Consider the following 22992-nt stretch of genomic DNA (forward strand, 5'->3'; position numbering starts at 1 on the left):
TCTAGACCTTGGCGCGCAGCACCGTCACCTTTCTGTCCTTCGTCACCACAGCTAGCACGTCACCGCCGATCGCCAGCTGCTCCGGCGCCTCCGTACCCACGTCGACCGCCTTCGTCGCCTCGCCACCGACAGCCGCGACGTACACCTGCCACCGCAGCTCCGTGCCCGCAAGCCGGGTGTCGCGGATCACCATCCGCCCGCCGTGGAGAGCCTCCATCGACCCTCCGTCCGGAAGCGGCCGCAGCACCTTGCCGTCCGGGCCCAGCACACTCCCCTCGGTCACCGCCGAGAACGTCGCCTTCCCCAACACCAGACCCGCCGGCGTCACATACCAGCTGGCGTCGTCCCCGGACGCGACCAGCGCCTTCCACGCCTCCTTGCCGCTGCGCACGTCGATCGCCGACACCCGGCTCTGCGCGTCCGCGTCGATCGCCACGCACACCAGGAACTCGCCGCACGGCTTCACCCGCTCGACCGTCTGCCCGGCCGGCAGCGGCACCGTCCACGCCTTGCCGAAACCGGACAGCTTGTAGCCGGCCAGAACCTCCCGGCCCTTGCCGACATCGTCGTTCTGGACCCCGATCACCAGCCCGCCGTACACCGTCCAGTACTCGTTCTTCAACGGCAGCGTCCCCGACGACTTCGGCCGGCCGGTCGCGGCGTCCACCACCGCTCCCCTGCCCTCGTCCGCCTCCAGCTCCACCACCGCGCCGGTACCCGCGGTCAGCGCGTCGAACAGCACCCCGTCCACACCCGGCAACGCACCACCCTTGGCACCCACCCACTGCCGCACCGGCTCGACCCGGTGCTCGTCGATGGCCAGGGACTCCTCGCTGCCCGGCACCCGCTTCCACTTCTGCTTGCCGGTACGCAGGTCCACCCGCAGCAGCTGGTGCCCGTTGTGCGAGTCCTCGACGTCGACCACCACGTCGGTGCCCAGGTAGGCGACGTCGGTACGCGACTCCCACCCGCCCTTCCACCGCGGCGCGCCATCCGTGGCGGACAGCACCGCGCGCACGTCGTCGCCGCCGTCGGTGACCGAGTTGTCCCCGTCCACGACGATCAGGTCGCCGACCGCGGTCAGCTTCACACCCTCCGGCTCGAACGACACCCGCGTCGTCCACTTGGCCGTGCCGCCCTTGGCCGGCAACGCCGTCACCTCGGTGAAGCCGCTGCCCACCGCGGCCACGACCACGTTCTCCCCGGACACCGTCACCGCCGCCGCGCCCGGCTGCGACAGCGGGAACGTGCCACCCGAACCCAGGTCGCCCTTCCCGGCGCCGCTGTCGTCGTCCGGCTGCCCGAAGTTCAGGCCGCCGCCCAGGTCGCCGTCGAGCGTGCGGCTCAGCCACCTACTCCCCTGCACCACACCCGCCACCAGCGCACCCACCACCAGGAACACCACACCGGCGAACACCGCCCGGCGCACCGGCCGCTTCTTGCGTTTCACCGGCGGCACCGGGTTGACCATCGGCGGGCGCGGCGGCGGCATCCCCGGCCCCTGGTGCGGCGGTGGCGGTGGCGGAAGACTCGGCGCCGGCGAGGCCGGGATCGGCGCCGACACCACCCCCGCCGGAAACGGCGACGACACCGGATACGGCCCGGCCGGCGAACCGAACGGCCCCGACACCGGAAACGCCGCGCTCGCCGGCGCCGCCGGAGCGGCCGCCATCGCGTGCACCAGCGCCCCGTACGCCACCGGAAGCTCCGGCTGCTCCGGCACCGACGGCGCCACACCCAGGCGCGCGTGCAGCCGGCTCGCCACCATCGGGATCCGGCTCGAACCACCCACCAGCAGCAGCCCCACCAGCAGCCCCGGCTCCACACCAGCCCGCTGGAGCACCCGGCGCGTCTCGTCCACCGCCCGCGCCACCAGTGGACCCCCGACGCGTTCCAGCTCGTCGCGGGTCAGGTGCATCGGCTCCGGCCGGCCCGGCACGTGCACCGGCGCCGTCGAGGAACGGGACAGCATCTCCTTGGCCGCCCGCACCTCCGTCCAGAACGCCTGCCGCTCGCGCCGCTGCTCTCCGTCGCCCGGCTCGGCCAGCCGCCGCCACAGCTGCGGGTCGCGGACCGCGACGAGCTGTCCCAGGTGGGCGACGAGCGCGCTGTCCACGTCCAGGCCGCCCAGGTCGTCGAGGCCACCCGTCGCGAGCACCCGCAGCCCGGCCGGCTCCCGCCGCACCACCGCCACGTCGAACGTGCCGCCGCCGAAGTCGAACACCCCCAGGCAGCCACCCGGCGGCACCTGCTGGCCCAGCACCTGCATGCAGTACGTGGCCGCGGCGATCGGCTCGTCCAGCAGCGTCACCTGACCCAGCCCGGCCCGCCACGCGGCCGCGCGCAACACGTTGCGGCGCGGCTGCCCCCAGTCGGCCGGGCAGGTGAGCACCGTCGCGCCCTCCGGCGAGATCCCGGCGTTGCGCGCCTCGTCCGCCACCCGCCGCAGCGAAGCCGCGAGCAGCTGCTCGACCGGCACCTCGTGCTCGCCGAGCAGCACCGTGCCCTCGTCGACGCGGCGCTTGGGGTGCGGCTCGAACCGCTCCGGCGACGCCCCGCCCAGCCGGGTGCCGTCGCGGCCGGTGTGCAGGCCGCCGGTCGCGTCGACGAAGACGCCCGACGACAGCAGCGGCGTGCCGTCGAACAGCAGCGTCCGCGGCTCCTGCCCGCCCCGGCGTACCACCGCCACGGTGTGGGTCGTGCCCAGGTCCACCGCGAGGCGTACCGATCCGTCCACGCCGCCACCCCTCCCCTGTCGCGCCGCCGCCGGATGGTACCCGCGGGCGTCCAGCCGTCGGCGCTGAGGTCGTGCGCGTCCCGTGGCCGTAGGCACACCCTGTAGAGCGTCCTAGGATACTAGTTTCGGGAAGATGGACGCGTGCACGCCCCCGACCCGGCCGCGACCCTGACCGCGCTGCGCGGCGCCCGGCCGGATCTGGTCGTCCCGTTCGAGCGGGCGCTGCCCGGGGCGCGGGCCGCGGTCCTCGGCCGCCTCTGGGGCGCCTACACCCGCGAGCCGATCCCGGGCGTGCGGCGGCGCGAGCCGGGCGCCGTGCACCTCGACGCGGGCGTGCTGACCGGCCCGGCGGACGCGGCCGAGCCGTACGCGCCGGCACCCGACGGCCTCACCGTGCGCCTCGACGGCGTGCCGTACACCGACCCGGCCGCGCTGGCCCGCGCGCTCGGCCATCCCGGGTTCGCCGTCGAGGTCGACAACAGCGTCGCCAACCTCGCCCTCGCCCGCACCGCGCCGGCCCGCGCGCCCACCCTCACCGGCACCCTCGCCGAGCTGGAGCAGTCCGTCGTGGACGGACACCCCCTGCACCCCTGCTGCCGCACCCGGATCGGCATGTCCACACCGGAGGTGCTGCGGTACGCCCCCGAGCACCGCCCGGTCGTCCGCCTGCACGTGGTGCGGGTGCCACCGGCCCGCTGGTACGGCGGCGGCCCGCCCCTGCTGCTGGTCCACCCGTGGCAGCGCGAGCACGTCCTCGACGCGTACCCGTGGCTGGTGCCGGTGGGACGCCAGCCGGCGCGGCCGCTGATGTCCCTGCGCACGATGGCGCTGCCGGGTGGCGCCGTCCACGTCAAGACGGCGGTCGACGTGACGATGACCTCGGCCGTGCGGACCGTGTCACCCGCCGCGGTCCGCAACGGGCCGGCGGTGACCGCGCTGCTGCGATCCCTCGCCACACCCGGCCTGGACGTACTGGCCGAAGACCGGGCCGGCGCGGTGCTCGTCGACGGGGAGCCGTCGCGCAGCCTCGCCTACCTGCGGCGGCGCGTGCCCCGCCTGGCACCGGGCGAGGTGGCCGTGCCGTTCGCCGCGCTGGCCGCCGCGGTCCGCGCCGGGCACCCACTGCCCGACCCGCTCGGCTTCTTCACCGCGCTCGCCGGCGTCCTGCTCGACCCGCTGCTGCACCTGCTGCGCCACGGCGTCGCCCTGGAGGCGCACGGCCAGAACACCCTCGTCGTGCTCCGCGACGGCCACCCGACCCGCCTGCTGTACCGGGACTTCGGCGGCGTGCGGATCAGCCCGGCCGCGCTGCGCCGCGCGGGCGTGGAGGCGCCGCCGCTGCACGGCGACCTGGCCACCGACGACCCGGACGCGCTGCGCGCCAAGCTCCTCGCCGCCGCGGTCAGCGGCACCCTCGCCGAGCAGGTGGCCGCCTTCGCGCACGCGTACTCGATCATGCCGGAGCTACTGTGGACCCGGGCCGCCCGCCCCGAGCTGCGCGACGGCCCGCTGCCGGTCAAGGCCACCACCGCGATGCGCCTGGCCACCGACCCACTCACCGACGTGTGGGCGTCGCTCCCCAACCCGATGGCAGGCTAAGTGTCCGAGCTGACCGTGTGCGCCTACTCCCCCGGCACCGTCCGCGACGCGGCCGCCCACACCGAGACGCACCTCACGGTGCTCGCCCCCCACCTCCGCGCACCGTTCAAGGCCGCGCTGCCACAGGCCGCGGCCGCCGTCGGCCGCCGGCTCCTCGGCGCGCTGTGGCGTGAGGACCTCGCCGGCACCCGCCTCCGGTACCGCGGGATCGGGCGCCCGCACGCCTTCGACCGGGTCGAGTTCGACACGGTACCGGCCGACGACCCGGTCGACCTGCTGCCGCCGTCCACGGTGGAGGGTCGCGGGTGGACACTGGCCGCCGAGCTCGCCAACGCGGTCGTCAACCTGGCCATCGCCTACGCCCGGCGGCAGCACGGGGTGAGCCCGCCCGGCGACGGGCCGGACGCCGAGGCGGTGGCGCTGGAGCGGCTGGCGATCGACGGCCACAACCTCCACCCCTGCGGCCGCACCCGGATCGGCTGGGACGTCGACGACGTGCTCGCCCACGACCTGGAGGCCGGCACCACCCGGATCGGCTTCGTGGCGCTGCCCCGCGCCGCGCACGTCGGCGACGACATGGCCGCCGTCCTGGGCGGCGACGTGCCGGCCGCCCCGCCCGGCCACGTCGTGCAGCCCGTGCACGCCTGGCAGCGCGACGCCGTCCTGGCCCGCCGCTACCCCGACGTCCGGATCCTCGACGGCGACGTCCCGGCCGTGCCCACCGCCGCCCTGCGCACCCTGCTGCTGCCCGGCGGCCGCTACCTCAAGCTCTCCCTCGACATCCAGGTCACCTCCAGCCGCCGCAGCATCTCCGTCGCCAGCACCCGCAACGGGCCCGCCCTCTCCGCGCTGCTGCGCCGGCTGCTGGCCGCCGAGGAACGCGTCGTCCTGCTCGCCGAGACCGCCGGCGCGGCCCTGTCCGGCAGCCGCGACGCGTCCGCGATCCTCCGCGACGGTCTCGCCGGCCGGCTGGCCCCCGGCGAGCGCGTCGTACCCGGCGGGGCACTCCCCCTGGTGGTCGGCGACCTGCTCCGCGCGCACGGCGGCGGCCCGCTCGCGTTCCTCACCGACTACGCCCGCCTCGTGCTGCCGCCGCTGCTGCGCCTGGTCACCGGCCACGGCATCGCGCTCGAAGCCCACCTACAGAACTGCCTGCCCACCTTCGTCGCCGGCCGCCCGCACCGGCTCGTGCTCCGCGACCTGGCCGGCATGCGCCTGCACCGCCCCCGCCTGGCCGCCACCGGCGCCGAGCTGACCCTGTGGCCCGGCTCGGTGATCGGCACCGACGACCTGTACACCACGCGCGCCAAGCTCGGCTACACCGCCTTCCAGGCCCACCTGGGCGAGCTGGTCATCGCGCTGGCCGGCCACGGGCTGGACGAGACGGCCGGCTGGCGGGCGGTCCGCGAGGTGGTCGACGAGACCTACGAGCCGCTGCGCGCCGACCCGGTCACCGCCGCCGCGGCGGCCGCCGACCACGCCGCGTTCACCGCCGACCGGGTGCCGCACAAGGCCCTGGTCCGGATGCGGCTGACCGGCGACGGCGACGTGTACATCCCGGTCCGGAACCCGCTCCATGCTCCCTGACCTGACCCGGCTCCCGTCGCCGGTCTGCGCGTACGTGTACGACACCTCGGTCCTGCGGGCCACCGCGGCGGCCCTGCGCGCCGCGCTGCCACCCGGCGCGACCCTGCTGTACGCGGTCAAGGCCAACGGCCACCCCGCCGTGGTCCGCGCCCTGGCGGAAGTGTGCGACGGCCTCGAGGTCGCCTCCGGCGGCGAGCTGGCCCTGGCCGTCGACGCCGGCGCCCGCACGATCGCCTTCGGCGGCCCCGCCAAGACCGACGACGAGCTGCGCGCCGCGGTCGCCGCCGGCGCGCTGGTCCACGTGGAGAGCGTCCTCGAACTGCGCCGCCTCGCCCGGCTCACCTCGGCACCCCTGGACGTCGCGCTGCGCGTCAACCGGGCCGGCGGCGCGCCGGGCGGCACACACCGGATGACCGGCGCGCCCACCCCGTTCGGCATCGAGGAGGCCCAGCTGCCCACGGCCGCCGCCCTCGCCGCGGCCCTGCCGCACCTGCGGGTGGTCGGCTTCCACCTGCACGCCGTCTCCAACAACCTGGACGCCGACGCGCACACCGCGTTCGTCGACGAGTCGGTCCGCTGGTCCGTCGCCATGGCCGCCCGCCTCGGGATCACCCTGTCCTACGTGAACGTGGGCGGCGGGCTGGGGGTCGACTACTCGGGCCGGGAGGCTTTCGAGCTGCCCCGTCTGCGCGCCCAGCGGCCGCCGCCCGGCGTGCGGCTCGCGTTCGAACCCGGCCGCTTCCTGGCCGCCGCCGCCGGCTGGTACGCCGCCGAGGTGCTCGACCTCAAACACACCCACGGCCGCTGGTTCGCCGTGCTGCGCGGCGGCACCCACCACTTCCGGCTCCCCGCCGCCTGGGGCTACAGCCACCCGTTCCAGATCCTGCCCCGCGCCGAGTGGCCGTACGACTTCCCCCGCCCCGAGATCCGCGACGCCGAGGTCGACGCGACCGGCGAGCTGTGTACCCCGCGCGACGTGCTCACCCGCGGCCAGCACGTCGACCGGCTACGCGTCGGCGACGTCCTGGTCTTCCCGAACGCCGGCGCCTACGGCTGGGACATCTCCCACCACGACTACCTGCGCCACCCCCACCCCCAGATCCTGGTGGTGTGAGGCCGCCGACCCCGGCCGGCCGCACCGCGTCGGGCCCGCGTCGCGCCCGCCTCAGCGGGCCAGGCCGCCGAGCAGCTCCAGGTCGACGCCGGCCAGGCTTTCGAGAAGGTGCAGGCCGTCGGCCGGGTCGAGCGGCACCTCACTCGGCACCCCCAGCACCGCCGCACCCGCGGCGAGGGCACTGGTCACCCCGGCCCGCGAGTCCTCGATCGCCACGCACCGCTCGATCGGCACCCCGAGCAGCCGCGCCGCCAGCCGGTACGGCTCCGGGTCCGGCTTCGGCGCGCGCACCTCGTCACCGGCCACCACCACGTCGAAGTTGTCCCGCCCCAACGTCTCCAGGGCCACCTCGACCAGCGGCCGCGCCGTCGAGGTCACCAGCGCGGTCGGCAGACCCGCCGCCCGGACCGCCCGCAGCAGCCCCAGCGCGCCCGGCCGCCACACCAGCCCGGTGCGGAACAGCTCGGTCATCCGCCGCCCGATCCACTCCTGGCTGGGCGCCAGCTCACGCCACTCCTGACCCAGGTCGGCGTGCAGGATCCGCATCGAGGTGGCGGCGTCGCTGCCCACCATCGCCACCCGCGCCGCCTCGGACAGGCTCCCGCCGTACTCGGCGGCCAGCTCGCGCAGGGCGACATCCCACAGCCGCTCACTGTCGACGAGCGTCCCGTCCATGTCGAACAGCACCGCGGCCAGACCAGTCACAACCCCGATCTTCCCCGATCCACCCGCCCGGGGGCCGCCCGCTGTGGCCGACGCCTCACCCGACGTCGCAGGGTTCCAGCGAGCCCTCGTACCCCTCGAAGAACGCGTCCGTGCGCTGCTCGGCCGTGCCGTGCGCGCCCGGCGCGAACCACGGCACGCTCGGATCGTCACCCACCGCCAGCAGCCCCCGCCGGAACTCGTCGATGTCACCCTGGGCCAGCCTGAGGGCGCCCGCCTTGACCGAGTCGCCGATGTAGGCGCCGGCCATGCAGTCGGCCTGGAGCTCCTGCTGGATCGTGAAACGCAGCGCGATGCCCAGCCGCGCCTGGACGGCGTGCGCGTACTCGTGGCCCAGCAGGTAGAAGATGAACGCGTCGCCGACCTGCCGGAACGCGCCCACCGCGAAGTTGACGTCGTACGCGATGAAGTCGCCCGCCGAGCAGTACGCCGCGTTGTTGCGGGTCAGCGGCTGGCCCCCGCACGCCACCTCGCCCTCCTGCCGGTACGGGACGATCCGCCGCACCGGCTCGAAGCCGCGCACCCGCTGCCCCCAGTAGCCCTCCGCCACCTCGACCGCGCCCTCGACGTCACGCTCGAACTCCTCGGCGGTCATCGTGCCGTCTTCCTGCTCGCCCGGTGACTCCTCCGCCGACGCGGGCGGCGGCCCCTCCGGCGGCTCACCCTCGCCGTCGGTGCCCACGAAACAGGCCGCCGACAGCAGTGCCAGCACCAGCCCGGCCACCCGCACCCACCGCATCCTCACGTCCCGTTTGTACCCCCGGGCGGCAACCGGCAAGCGTGCGCCAAGGCCCTAGGCTGGCGCGCGTGGACGAGGCGAACGTGGCCCTCCGGCCGGCCACCGCGGACGACTTCTGGGTGTTCGAGCGGCAGGCCGTCGACCCGGACGCCGCCGGCACCTTCAACTGGTCCGGCTACCGCGACGTCCGCGCCACCCGGCGCCGCTTCGAGGAGAACGGCCTGATCACCCCCGACGGCGGCTGCCTGGTCGTGGAGCACGACGGCACCGCGGCCGGCACCGTCGTGTGGCGCAAGGTGGACTACGGCCCGCCGGCCTGGTGGTGCTGGAACATCGGCATCTCGCTGCTGCCCGACCAGCGGGGCAAGGGCGTCGGCACGATCGCCCAGAAACACCTCGTCGCCTACCTGTTCGACACCACCCCGGTCCAGCGCGTCGAGGCGTACACCGACGTGGAGAACGTCGCCGAGCAGCGCGCCCTGGAAAAGGCCGGCCTCACCCGCGAGGGCGTCCTGCGCGCCACCCAGTTCCGCGAAGGCCGCTGGCGCGATCTGGTCATGTACGCCATCGTCCGCCGCTAGTCCACCCGCCGGCTCAGATGGCGATGACGTCGAGGCCCGCGCTCTCGTACACGTCCGGGTGGGCGGTCACCACGTAGACGGCTTCGTCGTGGGCGACCGGAAGGGCGGCGCAGGCACGGCCGACGGTGCCGAGCAGATGCGCGGCCGCCGCCACCTCACGCCATTGACCGCCGTCGAGCGGCAACCACTCGGCGAACTGATGCTCGCCAAGGACCGCCAGCAACGACATGGCCTCTTTGTCGGCACCGTGAGCGGCCTCGACGAAGCAGAGGACAGGCAGCCCGAAACGCACTTTCTCGTCGCTCAGCTCCCTGATCAGCTCGCCCACCTCGAGCGAACGAGCCGCGTACAGCCGGATGGCGCTGGTGTCCAGCACCGCCCGCAACGTCACGCCGCGTCGAGGCGATCGAGGAACGCCGCGTGACGCCGCTCGCGCTCCTCGGGCGTCCACCGCGCGTCGGCGGCGGCCAGCCGCGCCCGCACGTGCTCCCGCACCCGCGCGACCTGCTCGGGCGTGGCCTGCTCGTAGGTCAACCCACGCAGCTCCTCCGGCAGCGCCGGCACCGGCTCGGTGGAGTGATCCTGAGTCGCCATGGCCACAGACTACCGGTCAACTCGCACACGACGCCAACGCCGTGGTGCCCGCGCGCCAACGACTGGACCATTGGGCGAAAGAATGTCCGCACTCCATGGCGCCCATTCCGCTCCGACAGGTTGCCATGTCGAAGTCTCGCATCACCATCTCGTTAGCGTCGAGCGCTCCGCCGACGATTCGCCCACCGGCTATCGGAATCAGCATTTGCGATCTGTCAATTGCCCCGACATAAACAGAGACGACAAGAGATACAGATTTGGGCTACCGCGATGCAGGCCGTGGTCCGGACCGCTGCTCCCGCGGCCTCACCCGTCCGCCGCTGGTTGTTCCTTGCTTTGCGGTTTCGGCTTGGCTTGTGGTTGCGGTTAGGTCGGCGCCTCCGGCGGGGCCTCCCAGGGTTTGGGGGATGTGGCTCGGCATGTGGGCGGTGCCATGATCGTTCGCCCGGAAACCACACGACACGCCGGGGAGAGCGCGGGTATCGGGCGAACGATCATGCGATGCGGCCGCCGCGGCCCCGCACCTCCCACGGGACGGGACAATCGGCTCAGGATCTGGAAGGCGTCGTGATCGTTAGCCCGGAACCCGTGTGACACGCCGGCGAGAACACGGGTTTCCGGCTAACGATCACCGAAGCGCCGTGGATACCGGACTTGCGAAGCCTTGCTTGGCCTCTGAGCCGCACGCGGTCTCAAACTCCGAAAGTCGAGAGGTTCAGATGGCCACGATCCACAAGACGGCCCGCCGTCTTGTGGATCGTCTGATCGGGGAGCGCTACTTGGCGTTGAAGTAGTTGGCGTCCGGGTGGTGTACCACGATCGCGTCGGTGGCCTGCTCCGGCACCAGCTGGAACTCCTCCGACAGCTGCACCCCGATCCGGTCCGCGCCCAACAGCTCGACCACCTTCGCCCGGTCCTCCAGGTCCGGGCAGGCCGGATACCCGAACGCGTACCGGCAGCCCCGGTAGTCGGTGCGCAGCAGGCCGGCCAGGTCGGCCGGGTCGGTGTCGGCGACCGTGCCGCCGCCGGGCAGGACCAGCTCGGTGCGTACGCGCTTGTGCCAGTACTCGGCGAGCGCCTCGGTCAGCTGCACCGACAGCCCGTGCACCTCCAGGTAGTCGCGGTACTCGTTGCGGGCGAACATCTTCGCCGTGTACTCGCTGATCGGCTGCCCCACCGTCACCAGCTGGAGCGCCACCACGTCCAGCCCCTCCGCGCGGGGGCGGAAGAAGTCGGCCAGGCACAGCCGCCGCTCCTGGCGCTGCCGCGGGAACGTGAAGCGGGCCCGCTCGGAATGCCCGTTTTCGTCCAGGATGACCAGGTCGTTGCCCTCCGAGTAGGCCGGGAAGTACCCGTAGACCACCGCGGCCTCCAGGACCTTGTCGGCGGTCAACCGGTCCAGCCAGTACCGCAGGCGGGGCCGCCCCTCGGTCTCCACCAGCTCCTCGTAGGTGGGGCCGGAGCCGCCGCGGGAGCCGCGCAGGCCCCACTGCCCCAGGAACGTGGCCCGCTCGTCCAGCAGCGCCGCGTAGTCCGCCAGCGCCAGCCCGCGCACCACCCGGGTGCCGAAGAACGGCGGCGCCGGCACGTCGACGTCGCGGGCCACGTCGGAGCGGACCGAGTCGTCGCTCAGCTCCGGCAGCGACTCGCTGACCATCGCCCGCTGCCGTTCGCGGCGCTCCCGGCGGGCGGCCAGCGCCGCCTCGCGGGCCGGGTCGACCATCGGCGCCTCGCCGCGCTTGGCGGCCATCACCCGCTCCATCAGGGACAGTCCCTCGAACGCGTCGCGGGCGTAGTGCACCTCGCCGGTGAACATCGAGCGCAGGTCGTCCTCCACGTACGCGCGGGTGAGCGCCGCACCGCCGAGCAGCACCGGCCACCGCTCCGCGACACCGCGGGTGGCCATCTCCTGGAGGTTCTCCTTCATGATGACCGTGCTCTTGACCAGCAGCCCGGACATGCCGATCGCGTCCGCCTGGTGCTGCTCGGCCGCGTCGAGGATCGCGTTGATCGGCTGCTTGATGCCGATGTTGACGACCTCGTACCCGTTGTTGGACAGGATGATGTCGACCAGGTTCTTGCCGATGTCGTGCACGTCGCCGCGGACGGTGGCCAGCACGATGCGGCCCTTGCCGCCGTCCTCGGCCTTGTCCATGTGCGGCTCCAGGTAGGCCACCGCGGTCTTCATCACCTCGGCCGACTGGAGCACGAACGGCAGCTGCATCTGCCCCGACCCGAACAGCTCGCCGACCACCTTCATGCCGTCGAGCAGGATGTCGTTGATGATCGCCAACGCCGACCGCGAGGTCAGCGCGTCATCGAGGTCGGCCTCCAGGCCGTTGCGCTCGCCGTCGACGATGCGCCGCTTGAGCCGCTCGTCCAGCGGCAGCCCGGCCAGCTCCTGCGCCCGCGTCGCCCGCGCCGACGCCACGTCGACACCCTCGAACAGCTCGATGAACCGCTGGAGCGGGTCGTAGCCCTCCCGCCGCCGGTCGTACACCAGGTCGAGCGCGACCGTGCGCTGCTCGTCCGGGATCTTCGACATCGGCAGGATCTTGCTGGCGTGCACGATCGCGCTGGTCAGCCCCGCCTCCACGCACTCGTGCAGGAACACCGAGTTGAGCACCTGGCGGGCGGCCGGGTTGAGGCCGAAGGAGACGTTCGAGATGCCCAGCGTGAAGTTCACCCCGGGGTACCGCTGGGCGATCTGCCGGATCGCCTCGATCGTCTCGATGCCGTCGCGGCGGGTCTCCTCCTGCCCGGTCGAGATCGGGAACGTCAGGCAGTCGACCAGGATGTCCGGCACCGCGAGCCCCCACCGGCCGGTGAGGTCGTCGATCAGGCGGGAGGCGACCCGCACCTTCCACTCCGCGGTACGCGCCTGCCCCTCCTCGTCGATGCAGAGCGCCACCACGCCGGCGCCGTGCTCCCGCACGATCGGCATCACCCGCGCGTACCGCGACTCGGGCCCGTCGCCGTCCTCGAAGTTGACCGAGTTGACCACGCAGCGGCCGCCGAGCATCTCCAGCCCGGCCTCGATGACAGCCGGCTCGGTCGAGTCCAGCATGATCGGCAGGGTGGAGGCGGTGGCGAAGCGGCCGGCCAGCTCGCGCATGTCCTCCGCGCCGTCCCGCCCCACGTAGTCGACGCACAGGTCGAGCAGGTGCGAGCCGTCCCGCGCCTGCCCCCGCGCGATCTCCACGCACGACTGGTAGTCACCGGCGAGCATCGCCTCGCGGAACGCCTTCGACCCGTTCGCGTTGGTGCGCTCACCCACCATCAGCACGCTCGCGTCCTGCGCGAACGGCACGTGGTGGTAGATCGACGACACGCCGGCCTCGGTGGTCGGCCGGCGTGGCGCGGCGTGCGCCCCGCCGAGGCGCTCCGACACCACCCGGACGTGCTCGGGCGTGGTGCCGCAGCAGCCCCCGATCAGCGACACGCCGTACTCGTTGACGAACCGGTCCAGCGCCTCCGCCAGCTCGTCCGGGGTCAGCGGGTAGCGCGCCCCGTCGGCCGTCAGCTCGGGCAGGCCGGCGTTCGGCATCACCGACAGCGGCACCCGCGCGTGCTGCGACAGGTAGCGCAGGTGCTCGGTCATCTCGGCCGGCCCGGTCGCGCAGTTGAGCCCGATCAGGTCGACGCCCAGCGGCTCCAGCGCGGTCAGCGCGGCGCCGATCTCGCTGCCCAGCAGCATCGTGCCGGTCGTCTCCACCGTCACGTGGCAGATCAGCGGCACGTGCCGGCCCGCCTCCGCGGCCGCCCGGCGCACCCCGATCACCGCCGCCTTGGTCTGGAGCAGGTCCTGGCAGGTCTCCACGATCAGCGCGTCGGCGCCGCCGGCGATCAGCCCGGCCGCGTTCAGCTGGTACGCGTCGCGCAGCGCCGCGTACGGCACGTGGCCGAGCGTCGGCAGCTTGGTGCCCGGCCCGATCGACCCGAGCACGAACCGCGGCCGCTCCGGCGTGGCGAACCGGTCGGCCGCCTCCCGCGCGATCCGCGCCCCCGCCTCCGACAGCTCGAAGATCCGGTGCGGGATGTCGTACTCACCGAGCGCGGCGAGGTTGGCGCCGAACGTGTTGGTCTCGACACAGTCCGCGCCGGCCGCGAAGTAGGCCTCGTGCACCTCCCGTACCACGTCCGGACGGGTCACGTTGAGCACTTCGTTACAACCCTCGAGACCCTGGAAGTCGTCGTCAACGTCCAGGTCAGCGGCCTGAAGCATCGTGCCCATCGCCCCGTCGGCGATGAGGATGCGGTCGGCGAGCGCGTCAAGCAGCGAGTTCGGCACGCTCCAAGGTTAGTGCCCCGCCATACCGCCGCGCGTCTTGGTTCGAGGCACGCTGGACACACCCTCGACCCGCCCGGCGGGGAAGGCTACCGAGTCAGGCCACGCTCAGGCACGTAGTCTGAGACCTGTGACCGAGTTTGACGGCCTGCCGGTGCTGCGCTCGCCCGTGGCCATCGCCGCGTTCGAGGGGTGGAACGACGCCGCCGACGCGTCCACGGCGGCGGTCGAGCACTTGGAACAGGTGTGGGAAGCCAAGCAGATCGCGGCGCTCGATCCGGAGGACTTCTACGACTTCCAGGTGAGCCGCCCCACCATCACGATGGCCGACGGCGAGACCCGCCGCATCGAGTGGCCCACCACCCGCTTCATGCGCGCCAACCCGCCCGGCACCGAGCGCGACGTGGTGCTCATCCGCGGCATCGAGCCGAGCATGCGGTGGCGCACGTTCTGCGAGCAGGTCCTCGAGCTGTGCCACAGCCTGGAGATCGAGCGGGTGGTGCTGCTCGGCGCCCTGCTGGCCGACGTCCCCTACACCCGCCCCCTGCCGATCAGCGGCAGCGCCTCCGACAAGGACGCCGCCGAGCGCTACCGCCTCACCCCCACCCGCTACGACGGCCCCACCGGCATCGTCGGCGTGCTCCAGGACGCCTGCACCCGCGCCGAGGTCGACGCCGTCTCCTTCTGGGTGCACGTGCCCCACTACGCCAACAACCCGCCCTGCCCCAAGGCCACCCAGGCGCTGCTGCACCGCGTCGAGGACGTGCTCGACCTCCCGGTGCCGATGGCCGACCTGGCCGAGGAGGCGGCCGAGTGGGAGCAGCGCGTGCGCGCCGCCGCCGAGCAGGACGCCGAGCTCGGCGAGTACGTGCGCGAGCTGGAGGAGCGCGTCGGCGACGCCGGCATCCAGCCCCTCACCGGCGACGAGATCGCCCAGGAGTTCGAAAAGTACCTGCGCCGCCGCGGCGGCTCCGCGGGCCCCACCGCCGGCTCCTGGTAAAACCCGCCAAGATTTGGGCTACCGCGACGTCCGCGGTGGTCCAGACCGTCGCTCCCGCGGCCTCACCCGTCCGCCGCTGGTCACGCTGACCCCTGGTCAACCGCTCCCCCGCGTCGACGACCGTCGGCGTGTCGGGTGCGGCGCGGCACAACCTCTAGGGCATCCTAGGAAACTATGAGTATCAACCCTGGCGCCGCGGAGTTCCCGCATCGGCAGATCGCGGCGCAGTTGCGGGAGCGGATCCGGCGCGGCGACTGGGCGCCCGGTGAGCGGCTGCCCTCCATCCCGGCCATCGCGGAGATGTTCGGGGTCGCCAAGCAGACCGTGCAGCGCACCGTCGACCAGCTGCGGGTCGAAGGGTTGCTGATCACCAAGCCCGGGTCCGGCACCTACGTGCGGGGCACCCGCCGGCGGCTCAACCGGCTCTCCCGCGGCCGCTACGGCGCCCACCGCGGCTACCACGCCGACCTCGCCGCCCGCTACCGCCAGCACCTCACCGAGGTGGGTCGCGCCCCCGCGCCGCCCGAGGTGGCCGACGCGTTCGGGATCCGCGACGGCGCCGACCTCGTGGTCCGCCGCTACATCGTGCGCACCGACGACGTGCCGGTCGAGGTGGGCGCCTCCTGGTTCCGGGTGGACGACGCCGCCGGCACCGGCCTGGAGCGGCGCGAGGCCTTCGGCCGCCCGCTCTACCAGGAAGCCGAGGAGGTCACCGGCCGCCGGTACGTCTCGGCCACCGACACCATCAGCGCCCGCCAGCCCAGCCGCGAGGAGGCGGAGATCCTCCAGATCCGGCCGGACACGCCGGTACTGCACCTGCTGCACGTGGCGTACGACGAGGACCACCGGCCGATCGAGGTGGCCCAGGCGACCTGGCCCGGCCCGATGACGACCCTCACCGAGGAGTACAAGATCCCCGCCCCGACACCCGACCCCGACCCGGATCCGGGCCTGGCGCTCGGCTAGAGCTTCGGAGCCAGGGCTGGCCGCGGTCCCGAAACCTCGACGACCTCACCCTAAGCAACCGCCGCGACCGCGCGAACGGCGTCACGCCGCTGCGGCGGCTACTGCTGGTGACGGCGCCTCGATTTGGTCTGTCTCCATCGCGTCAGCAACGGGCATTGCGGACAACTGACCCTCGCGGGGTAACGCCCCCGGGTGCGCGACCCTGATCCCAAAAGTCGCTAGAGGCGCACGCCGAGCAGCGCGTCGACGGTGCGCGCCATCAGGGCGGGCGCGTCGGCGTCCTCGGCCGAGCCCGCTCCGGCCAGAGCGCGGTCGGCCCACTCGTCGACGAGCGCGAGCGCGCCCGGAGTGTCGAGATCGTCGGCCACCCTGGCCCGTACCCCGGCCAGGAGATCGGCCCCCGACGGGCCGCTGCCGGCCGCGGCGGCCGAGCGCCACCGGGTCAGCCGCTGCTGTGCGATCTTGAGCAGGTCGTCGGTCCACTGGCGGTCGGCGCGGTAGTGGTCGGCGACCAGCGCCAGGCGCAGCGCCATCGGGTCGACGCCGTCGGCCCGCAGCCGCGACACGAAGACCAGGTTGCCCTTCGACTTCGACATCTTCTCGCCGTCGAGGCCGATCATGCCGGCGTGCACGTAGTGCCGCGCGAACGGCGCCGCGCCGGTGAGGGTCTCGGCATGCGCGGCGGAGCACTCGTGGTGCGGGAAGAGCAGGTCGTTGCCGCCGCCCTGCACGTCGATGGTCTCGCCGAGCAGGTCGAGCGCGATCGACGCGCACTCGATGTGCCAGCCCGGCCGGCCCGGCCCGAACGCCCCGCCGGCCCACGCCGGCTCGCCCTCGCGGGCGCCGCGCCACAGCAGCGGGTCGAGCGGGTCGCGCTTGCCGGCCCGCTCCGGGTCGCCGCCGCGCTCGGCGAAGAAGGCGATCATCTGCTCGCGGGACAGGTTGGACTCGTACCCGAAGTCGGGCGCGGCGGCGATGTCGAAGTAGACGTCGCCGGTGCCGTCGTCGAGGCGGTACGCCGCGCCGCGGTCGACCAGCGCCGCCACCTTCTCCACGATGGCCGGGATCGACTCGACCGCGCCCACGTAGTGCGCCGGCGGGATCATCCGCAGCGACTCCATGTCTTCGCGGAACAGGGCCGTCTCGCGCATGGCGAGCACGATCCAGTCTTCGCCGTCGCGGGCCGCGCGCTCGAGCAGCGGGTCGTCGATGTCGGTCACGTTCTGCACGTACGTGACGGAATGCCCGGCGTCCCGCCACGCCCGCTGCACCAGGTCGAACGTGATCATGGTGGCGGCGTGGCCGAGGTGCGTCGCGTCGTAGGGTGTGATGCCGCACACGTACATGCCGCGCGCGGCGGACCGGCCGCCCGAGAGGTGCACGCCGCGGCGCGCCGAGTCGAACAACGCGAGGGGCTGGCCGCTACCCGGCAGCCGCGGCACCTCGTGGCCGGTCCAAGAGTCCATGACGGCCAGCCTATCCAGCGCGCCGGCCGGTCTAGCTCTTGCGGCCCTCCACCGCCAGGCCGACACCCAGCCCGACCATCGTCAGGCCGGCCGCCCCGCCGACCATGTCGAGGCGCCGCGCCGAGCGGGCGAACCAGGCGCGCGCGGTGCCGGCCGCCAGCCCCCACACGGTGTCGGAGGCGAGCGCGATCAGCGCGAACACCCCACCCAGCACCACCATCTGGAGCTCCGCGTGCCCGGCCGCCGGATCGACGAACTGCGGCAGGATCGCCGCGAAGAAGACCACCGTCTTGGGGTTGGTGACGCCCACCACATACCCCTGGAGGAACGTGCGCCGCCCCGCCACCGGCGCCGCCTTCGCCGCGAACGCCTCGCGCAGCGCCTTGCGGTGCCGGATCGCCTGGACGCCGAGGTAGATCAGGTAGGCGGCGCCGGCCAGCTTCATCGCGGTGTAGACGACCGCGGAGGTCTGCACGATCGCGCCCACGCCGACCGCGACGAGCACCGCGGCCGTGAAGCTGCCGCACGCCCCACCGGCGATGCTGGTGAACGCGACGAGGCGGCCGTACGCCAGCGCGCGGCTGATCGCGAAGAGCACGGCCGGGCCGGGCACGACGATCAGCAGCAGGGCGGCCAGCGAGAACGTCAACAGGTGTTCGGGCGACGGCATAGGCCGAGGCTACCGTGCCGCCGCGGGTCGACTGGCGGACCCGGCGCGCAGGACGTAGGCAGGGACCATGCACACGATCACGCTCGACGAGATCGAGGGCTGGACCGGCCAGCCGCTCGTGGTGTTCGTCGGGGTCAGCACGGGTGGCTCGCTCGCGCACGCCGTGTTCGACCGGTGGGCGGCCGCGCTGGACCGGCCGTGGCGGCTGCGCGGCCTCGACCTGCCCATCGACACCCCGCCCGAGACTTACCGGCGGTTCCTCGCCGCCGTGCGCGGCAACGCCGCGGTCGCGGGCGCCGTCGTCACCGCCCACAAGCTGCGCCTGTACCGCGCCTGCGCCGCCGGCATCACCCTCGGCGACGACCTCGTCGAGGTCACCCGCGAGGTCAACACCCTCGCCGCGCGGGACGGCCTCGTCCAGGGGTACGCCCGCGACGCGCTCGCCCTCTCCCACGTGCTGCCGCCGGCGACGGACGTGCTGTGCCTCGGCGCCGGCGGTGCCGGGACCGCGCTGCTGCTCGCGCTCCAGGGCCGGGACACGGCCAGCGCCACGTTCGCCGACACGTCGCCGGAGGCCCTCGACGACCTGCGCGCGGTCGCCGAACGGGCCGGCGCCAACGGGGCGCGGCTGGCCTACGTGCCGGTGCGGGGGCCCGGCGACTGCGACGCGCTCGTCGCCGGCCCGCCCGCCCCGGGGCTGGTCGTCAACGCCACCGGGCTGGGCAAGGACGCGCCGGGCAGCCCGGTGACCGACGCCGCGCCGTTCGGGCCGTCCACATTGGCGTGGGACTTCAACTACCGGGGCGGGCTGGAGTTCCTGCGCCAGGCGGCCGCGCGCCGGGCACCCACGGTGGACGGCTGGGACTACTTCGTCGCCGGCTGGACCGGCTGCCTGACCGCGATCGCGGACGTGCCGTTCACCGCCGGGGTCCTGGCCGACTTCGCCGCGGCCGCCGCCCCGTACCGTCCGGAGGAGAGGCGATGATCGACGTTCCCCAGTCCGAACTGGACGACCTGCGCGACCGGCTGCGCCGCACCCGGTGGCCGGAGCCGGAGACCGTCGACGACTGGTCGCAGGGCGTCCCGCTGGCGTACCTGCGCGACCTGTGCGACCACTGGGCCACCGGGTACGACTGGCGCCGCGCCGAGTCGCGGCTCAACGCGATCCCCCAGCTACGCGTGGAGATCGGCGGCCTGGGCATCCACGTGCTGCACGCCCGCTCGCCCCACCCGGACGCGCTGCCGCTCGTGCTCACCCACGGCTGGCCGGGCTCCGTCCTGGAGTTCCTGAAGGTGATCGGGCCGCTGACCGACCCGCCCGACCCGGCGGACGCCTTCCACGTCGTGTGCCCGTCCCTGCCCGGGTACGGCTTCAGCGACAAGCCCACCGCGCCCGGCTGGGGCGTCCAGCGGATCGCGGCGGCCTGGGCCGAGCTGATGGCGCGGCTCGGCTACACCCGGTACGGCGCGCAGGGCGGCGACTGGGGCACCAGCGTCACCACCAGCCTCGCCCAGCAGGACGCCGCGCACCTGGCCGGCATCCACCTCAACCCGCCGATCGCCGCGCCCGACCCGGCCACGTTCGGCGACCTGACCGACCGCGAACGGGAGAGCCTGGCCGCGCTGGAGAACGCCCAGCGGTGGGAGGACGGCTACTCGATGGTGCAGGCGACCCGCCCGCAGACCGTTGGGTACGGCCTGGTCGACTCCCCCGCCGGCCTGTGCGGCTGGATCGTGGAGAAGTTCCGGGCGTGGAGCGACTGCGATGGCCACCCGGAGAACGTCTTCACCCGCGACGAGATGCTCGACGACGTCACGCTGTACTGGCTGACCGGCACGGCCGCCTCCGCCGCCCGGCTCTACTGGGAGAGCATCCGCCAGGTCCAGGAGTGGTTCACCAAGTCCACGACGGACACGGTGGACGTGCCGACCGGCTGCTCGGTGTTTCCCAAGGACCTGCCCCGCCCGTCGCGACGGTGGGCGGAGAAGCGCTACACCGACATCCGGTTCTGGAGCGAGCCGGAGCGGGGCGGCCACTTCGCCGCGCTCGAACGGCCGGAACGCTTCGTCGAGGACGTGCGGGCGTTCTTCAGGCTGGTCCGCTGACCGGCTCCAGGGCCGCCCGGAAGCGGGCCGGGGTGTCGTGCTTTTCGATGGCGGTGGCCAGCTCCCCGGCGCGGACCCGGGCGGACTCGGCGGCCAGGGCGCGCCGGACGGCGGCCCGGATCGCGGCCCCGGACGCCCGGCCGCCGCGCAGCAGCCAGCCCGCGCCGGCCCGCTCCACAAGGGACATGTTCAGGTACTGGTCGAGGTTGTCGCAGATGCCGAGCACCGGCACCCCGGCCGCCAGGGCCTGGTAGGCGCTCGGGCTGCCGCCGTTGCCGATCGCCAGGCGGGCGCGCGGCAGCATCTTGGCGGCCGGCAGCATCGCGGCCACGCGCGCGTTGGCCGGCACCCGCGGCGGCGCGGGCCGGCCGGCCGTGGCGGCGACCACGGTGACCGGCAGGCCGGCCAGCGCGCGCAGCACCCGGGCCAGCAGCGGGGCACGCCCGGAGCTGCCCGGCGTCACGTACACGACCGGGCGGTCCGCCGGCAGCCCGTCCCACCACGGTGGGCAGGGCAGGTCGGGCGACCAGGTGACCGGTCCCACGAAGCGGTGCGTGGCCGGCAGCCCCGCCACCGGCACCAGCTCGGGCAGGTCGGCGTAGAGGGTGGTGTCGGCCCGGGTGTACGCGTCCCGGACGTCGGCCGGGCCGGGCGGCAGGCCGTGGCGGCGCCGCAGCTCGCGGAACACCCCGCCGTGCCACCGGCTCACCGCCTCCCGGCCGCGGTCGAAGAGGCGCTGCGCGAGCCGCACCCCGACCAGGCGGGTCAGCGTGATGTCCGGCACCGGCGGGAGCACCCGCGCGTACGGGCTCCAGTAGGCGTTCGTCACGGCCAGGTACGGCACGCCGGCCAGCCGCGCGCTCACGTCGAGCGACAGCCGGAAGTCGCCGACCACCACGTCGGGCCGGAACCGTTCGATGAGCGCCAGGTCGTCGGCGACGTACCGGCGCAGGTCCGACCCCCGGTAGAGGGGCGTGCCCCGGGCCAGCGCGCGGGCGAAGCGGGCGGCGGGGATCGTGCGGATCGGCAGGTACGCGCGCGGCGGCGCGCCGGTCAGCCCGTTGTAGCGGGGGTCCCAGGCGTGGCACACCTCGTAGGCGGCCGGGTCGAGGGCCCGCGACAGCGCGAGGCTCCGCGTCACGTGCGCGAGCGTGACCGCCTCCGCGACGAAGAGCACCCTCCTCATGGGACGGCGGTCCCGGCCTCGCCGCGGCGCAGGGCGGCGATCAGGTCGGCGTGCTTGGCCTCGATCAGGGGGCGCTTGAGCTTGCCGGTGTGGGTCAGCTCCTCGGCCCGGCCCGGCTCCCACCGCTCGGCGAGCACCGCGAACCGGGCGATCCGCTCGCCGGCCGGCAGCCGCGTGTTGGCCGCGGCCACCACCGCCGCCACGTCGTCGACGGTCCACCGGTCCGGCGGCGCGGCGACGACCAGGAGCGCGTGCGGGTCGGGCTCGCCGGCGCCGACCACGCAGGCCTGGTCGACCAGGAGGTTGGCGCGCAGGTGGCTCTCCACCCGCGTGGCCGGCACCGGCTGGCCGCCGGCGAGCCGGAAGACCTCCTCCCGCCGGCCGTGCACGCGCACGTACCCGTCGCCGTCGATCGTGCCGAGGTCACCGGTGTGCACCCAGCCGTCGCCGTCCACATGGGAGGGTGTGTCGACGTACCCGAGCATCCGGCTGCCGGAGCGCACGAGCAGCTCGCCGTCGCCGGCGGTGCGCACCTCGACGCCGGGCAGCGCGCGCCCCGCCGTGCCGATCCGGATCCGGTCCGGGTGGCCGCAGGTGGCCGCGGAGACGAGCTCGCTCTGCCCCCAGCCCTCGACCAGCGGCACGCCGGCGCCGACGAAGTACTCCTGGACGGGCTCGGCGAGCGCCCCGCCGCCGCTGAACGCGAACCCGCACTCCTCCAGCCCGGCGAGCGCGCCGGCGGCGTAGAGCTTCTCCCACACCCGCAGCACCCCGCCGAAGAACTGCGGCCGCACCTCCGGCAGGTAGGCGGGCAGGCGGCTCGGGTCGGGGCACAGGTGGACGGTGCCGGCCCGCACCAGCGGGTACCAGGTGGTGACGAACCGCTCGGTGGCGTGCGCCCGCGGCAGGTACGCCAGGAACCGGGTGCCCGGCGCCACCGGCCGGAAGCGGGCGAACGACTCGGCGTGCCACAGCACGTTGGCGTGCGTGTGCTGGACGCCCTTGAGCCCGCCGGTGGTGCCGCTGGTGTAGTTGACCGACACGACGTCGTCCGGGCGCGCGGCCCGCCGGAGCCGGTCGAACGCGCCGCCGTCGCCGCCGCGGCCGGCCACGACCCGCGCCCAGCCGCCGTCGTCCACCACGACGACGCGCGGCGCGCCGGCGGGTGTCGCGGAGGCCAGCCGGGCGGCGGCGGCACCGTCCTCGACGACGGCGAGCCGGATGCCGAGGGTACGCAGCACAGTGGACAGCTGCGCGTCGGTGAAGCTGTCGAACAGGCACACCGGCACCGCCCGCGCGTGCAGCAGCGCGAGGTCGGCGACCGCGAGCTCGGGCCGGTTGGACATGAGCAGGCCGACCCGGTCGCCGGGGCGTACGCCCGCCTCGACCAGGCCGAGCGTGGCGGCCTCGACCTCGGCCCGGTACTCCCGCCAGGTGTACGCCCGCCACTCCTCGCCGTCGCGCCATTTCAGCGCGGGCCGGTCCGGGTGGTCGCGGGCGTTGTCGTGGAACGCGTCCAGCAGCGTCCGCCCCGCCACCGCCCGGGTGATCTCCGCCGCCTCGCGGCGAGCCCCGTTGTTCACTCTGCCTCCAGGTTCGCTCGCTCGCGCGGCGCTGAAGGCGACGTCTTCCTCCG

The 22992-nt window shown here is 74.1% G+C and carries 18 protein-coding genes; 8 read left to right on the plus strand and 10 right to left on the minus strand.

The features are described from left to right. Position 1: 1 nt before the first annotated feature. Entirely contained in the window at positions 2 to 2737 is a 2736-nt protein-coding gene (locus ACTMTJ_RS12765; RefSeq protein WP_441216488.1) for an Hsp70 family protein, read from the minus strand. A 141-nt stretch (positions 2738 to 2878) separates the two neighbouring features. Here ACTMTJ_RS12765 and ACTMTJ_RS12770 point away from each other — a divergent pair, with 141 nt between their 5' ends. Genes ACTMTJ_RS12770 through ACTMTJ_RS12780 form a run of 3 tightly spaced genes read left to right on the plus strand, consistent with a single transcriptional unit; the run spans position 2879 to position 7037 of the window. Further along, positions 2879 to 4336 (plus strand): IucA/IucC family protein, encoded by a 1458-nt coding sequence (locus ACTMTJ_RS12770; protein ID WP_441216490.1) that lies wholly within the window; start codon positions 2879 to 2881, stop codon positions 4334 to 4336. Then, complete coding sequence (locus ACTMTJ_RS12775; RefSeq protein WP_441216492.1) at positions 4337 to 5923, plus strand: IucA/IucC family protein; 1587 nt, start codon at positions 4337 to 4339, stop codon at positions 5921 to 5923. It abuts the gene before it with no gap. Then, a complete protein-coding gene (locus ACTMTJ_RS12780) occupies positions 5913 to 7037 on the plus strand; it encodes an alanine racemase (RefSeq protein WP_441216494.1) in 1125 nt (374 codons plus the stop codon). The genes ACTMTJ_RS12775 and ACTMTJ_RS12780 overlap by 11 nt, the downstream gene beginning before the upstream one ends. Positions 7038 to 7088: 51 nt before the next feature. On the opposite strand, the gene ACTMTJ_RS12785 is transcribed toward ACTMTJ_RS12780, so the two are convergent. After that, a complete protein-coding gene (locus ACTMTJ_RS12785) occupies positions 7089 to 7724 on the minus strand; it encodes an HAD family hydrolase (protein ID WP_441216845.1) in 636 nt (211 codons plus the stop codon). Positions 7725 to 7797: 73 nt separating this feature from the next. After that, positions 7798 to 8499, minus strand: a complete 702-nt coding sequence (locus ACTMTJ_RS12790) for a neutral zinc metallopeptidase (protein ID WP_441216846.1) — start codon at positions 8497 to 8499, stop codon at positions 7798 to 7800. 68 nt (positions 8500 to 8567) lie between these two features. On the opposite strand from ACTMTJ_RS12790, the gene ACTMTJ_RS12795 reads away from it, so the two are divergent. Further along, positions 8568 to 9080, plus strand: a complete 513-nt coding sequence (locus tag ACTMTJ_RS12795) for a GNAT family N-acetyltransferase (RefSeq protein ID WP_441216496.1) — start codon at positions 8568 to 8570, stop codon at positions 9078 to 9080. A gap of 13 nt (positions 9081 to 9093) precedes the next feature. Here the strand turns inward: ACTMTJ_RS12795 and ACTMTJ_RS12800 are convergent, their stop codons facing one another. The 3 genes from ACTMTJ_RS12800 to metH all read right to left on the minus strand — a co-directional run bounded on the left by ACTMTJ_RS12800 (position 9094) and on the right by metH (position 13953). Beyond that, entirely contained in the window at positions 9094 to 9456 is a 363-nt protein-coding gene (locus ACTMTJ_RS12800; RefSeq protein ID WP_441216498.1) for a hypothetical protein, read from the minus strand. An 11-nt stretch (positions 9457 to 9467) separates the two neighbouring features. Then, entirely contained in the window at positions 9468 to 9674 is a 207-nt protein-coding gene (locus ACTMTJ_RS12805) for a hypothetical protein (protein ID WP_441216500.1), read from the minus strand. A gap of 775 nt (positions 9675 to 10449) precedes the next feature. Next, positions 10450 to 13953 (minus strand): methionine synthase, encoded by a 3504-nt coding sequence (gene metH / locus ACTMTJ_RS12810; RefSeq protein WP_441216847.1) that lies wholly within the window; start codon positions 13951 to 13953, stop codon positions 10450 to 10452. A gap of 139 nt (positions 13954 to 14092) precedes the next feature. Here metH and ACTMTJ_RS12815 point away from each other — a divergent pair, with 139 nt between their 5' ends. After that, positions 14093 to 14962 (plus strand): PAC2 family protein, encoded by an 870-nt coding sequence (locus ACTMTJ_RS12815; protein WP_441216502.1) that lies wholly within the window; start codon positions 14093 to 14095, stop codon positions 14960 to 14962. A gap of 174 nt (positions 14963 to 15136) precedes the next feature. Beyond that, positions 15137 to 15928, plus strand: coding sequence for a GntR family transcriptional regulator (locus tag ACTMTJ_RS12820; protein ID WP_441216504.1), 792 nt, complete (start codon positions 15137 to 15139; stop codon positions 15926 to 15928). 218 nt (positions 15929 to 16146) lie between these two features. Here ACTMTJ_RS12820 and mshC read toward each other — a convergent pair whose 3' ends face one another. Then, on the minus strand, positions 16147 to 17394 hold the full coding sequence (gene mshC / locus ACTMTJ_RS12825) for a cysteine--1-D-myo-inosityl 2-amino-2-deoxy-alpha-D-glucopyranoside ligase (protein WP_441216506.1): 1248 nt from the start codon (positions 17392 to 17394) through the stop codon (positions 16147 to 16149). 31 nt (positions 17395 to 17425) lie between these two features. Then, positions 17426 to 18064, minus strand: a complete 639-nt coding sequence (locus tag ACTMTJ_RS12830; RefSeq protein WP_441216508.1) for a LysE family translocator — start codon at positions 18062 to 18064, stop codon at positions 17426 to 17428. Between the two features lie 67 nt (positions 18065 to 18131). Here ACTMTJ_RS12830 and ACTMTJ_RS12835 point away from each other — a divergent pair, with 67 nt between their 5' ends. Next, a complete protein-coding gene (locus ACTMTJ_RS12835) occupies positions 18132 to 19049 on the plus strand; it encodes a hypothetical protein (RefSeq protein WP_441216509.1) in 918 nt (305 codons plus the stop codon). Beyond that, positions 19046 to 20170 (plus strand): epoxide hydrolase family protein, encoded by a 1125-nt coding sequence (locus ACTMTJ_RS12840; protein WP_441216511.1) that lies wholly within the window; start codon positions 19046 to 19048, stop codon positions 20168 to 20170. Before ACTMTJ_RS12835 ends, ACTMTJ_RS12840 begins: the two co-directional genes overlap by 4 nt. On the opposite strand, the gene ACTMTJ_RS12845 is transcribed toward ACTMTJ_RS12840, so the two are convergent. Together ACTMTJ_RS12845 and ACTMTJ_RS12850 are read right to left on the minus strand one after the other, a co-directional pair. Further along, positions 20154 to 21356: a glycosyltransferase gene (locus tag ACTMTJ_RS12845; RefSeq protein WP_441216512.1), complete on the minus strand. Its 1203-nt coding sequence runs from the start codon at positions 21354 to 21356 to the stop codon at positions 20154 to 20156. The two genes, ACTMTJ_RS12840 and ACTMTJ_RS12845, sit on opposite strands and share 17 nt — an antisense overlap. Further along, positions 21353 to 22939, minus strand: a complete 1587-nt coding sequence (locus tag ACTMTJ_RS12850; protein ID WP_441216513.1) for an AMP-dependent synthetase/ligase — start codon at positions 22937 to 22939, stop codon at positions 21353 to 21355. Before ACTMTJ_RS12850 ends, ACTMTJ_RS12845 begins: the two co-directional genes overlap by 4 nt. Positions 22940 to 22992 lie beyond the last annotated feature (53 nt).

Origin of the sequence: Phytohabitans sp. LJ34, from assembly GCF_052068095.1 — a bacterium.
Lineage (GTDB): Bacteria > Actinomycetota > Actinomycetes > Mycobacteriales > Micromonosporaceae > Phytohabitans.

Excerpts from the sequence above, each read along its gene's own strand:
- ACTMTJ_RS12805 (WP_441216500.1), bottom strand. The coding sequence starts at position 9,674 with ATGGCGACTCAGGATCACTCCACCGAGCCGGTGCCGGCGCTGCCGGAG.
- ACTMTJ_RS12830 (WP_441216508.1), bottom strand. The coding sequence starts at position 18,064 with ATGCCGTCGCCCGAACACCTGTTGACGTTCTCGCTGGCCGCCCTGCTG.
- ACTMTJ_RS12790 (WP_441216846.1), bottom strand. The coding sequence starts at position 8,499 with ATGCGGTGGGTGCGGGTGGCCGGGCTGGTGCTGGCACTGCTGTCGGCG.
- ACTMTJ_RS12820 (WP_441216504.1), top strand. The coding sequence starts at position 15,137 with ATGAGTATCAACCCTGGCGCCGCGGAGTTCCCGCATCGGCAGATCGCG.
- ACTMTJ_RS12780 (WP_441216494.1), top strand. The coding sequence starts at position 5,913 with ATGCTCCCTGACCTGACCCGGCTCCCGTCGCCGGTCTGCGCGTACGTG.
- ACTMTJ_RS12840 (WP_441216511.1), top strand. The coding sequence starts at position 19,046 with ATGATCGACGTTCCCCAGTCCGAACTGGACGACCTGCGCGACCGGCTG.
- ACTMTJ_RS12835 (WP_441216509.1), top strand. The coding sequence starts at position 18,132 with ATGCACACGATCACGCTCGACGAGATCGAGGGCTGGACCGGCCAGCCG.
- ACTMTJ_RS12845 (WP_441216512.1), bottom strand. The coding sequence starts at position 21,356 with ATGAGGAGGGTGCTCTTCGTCGCGGAGGCGGTCACGCTCGCGCACGTG.
- mshC (WP_441216506.1), bottom strand. The coding sequence starts at position 17,394 with ATGGACTCTTGGACCGGCCACGAGGTGCCGCGGCTGCCGGGTAGCGGC.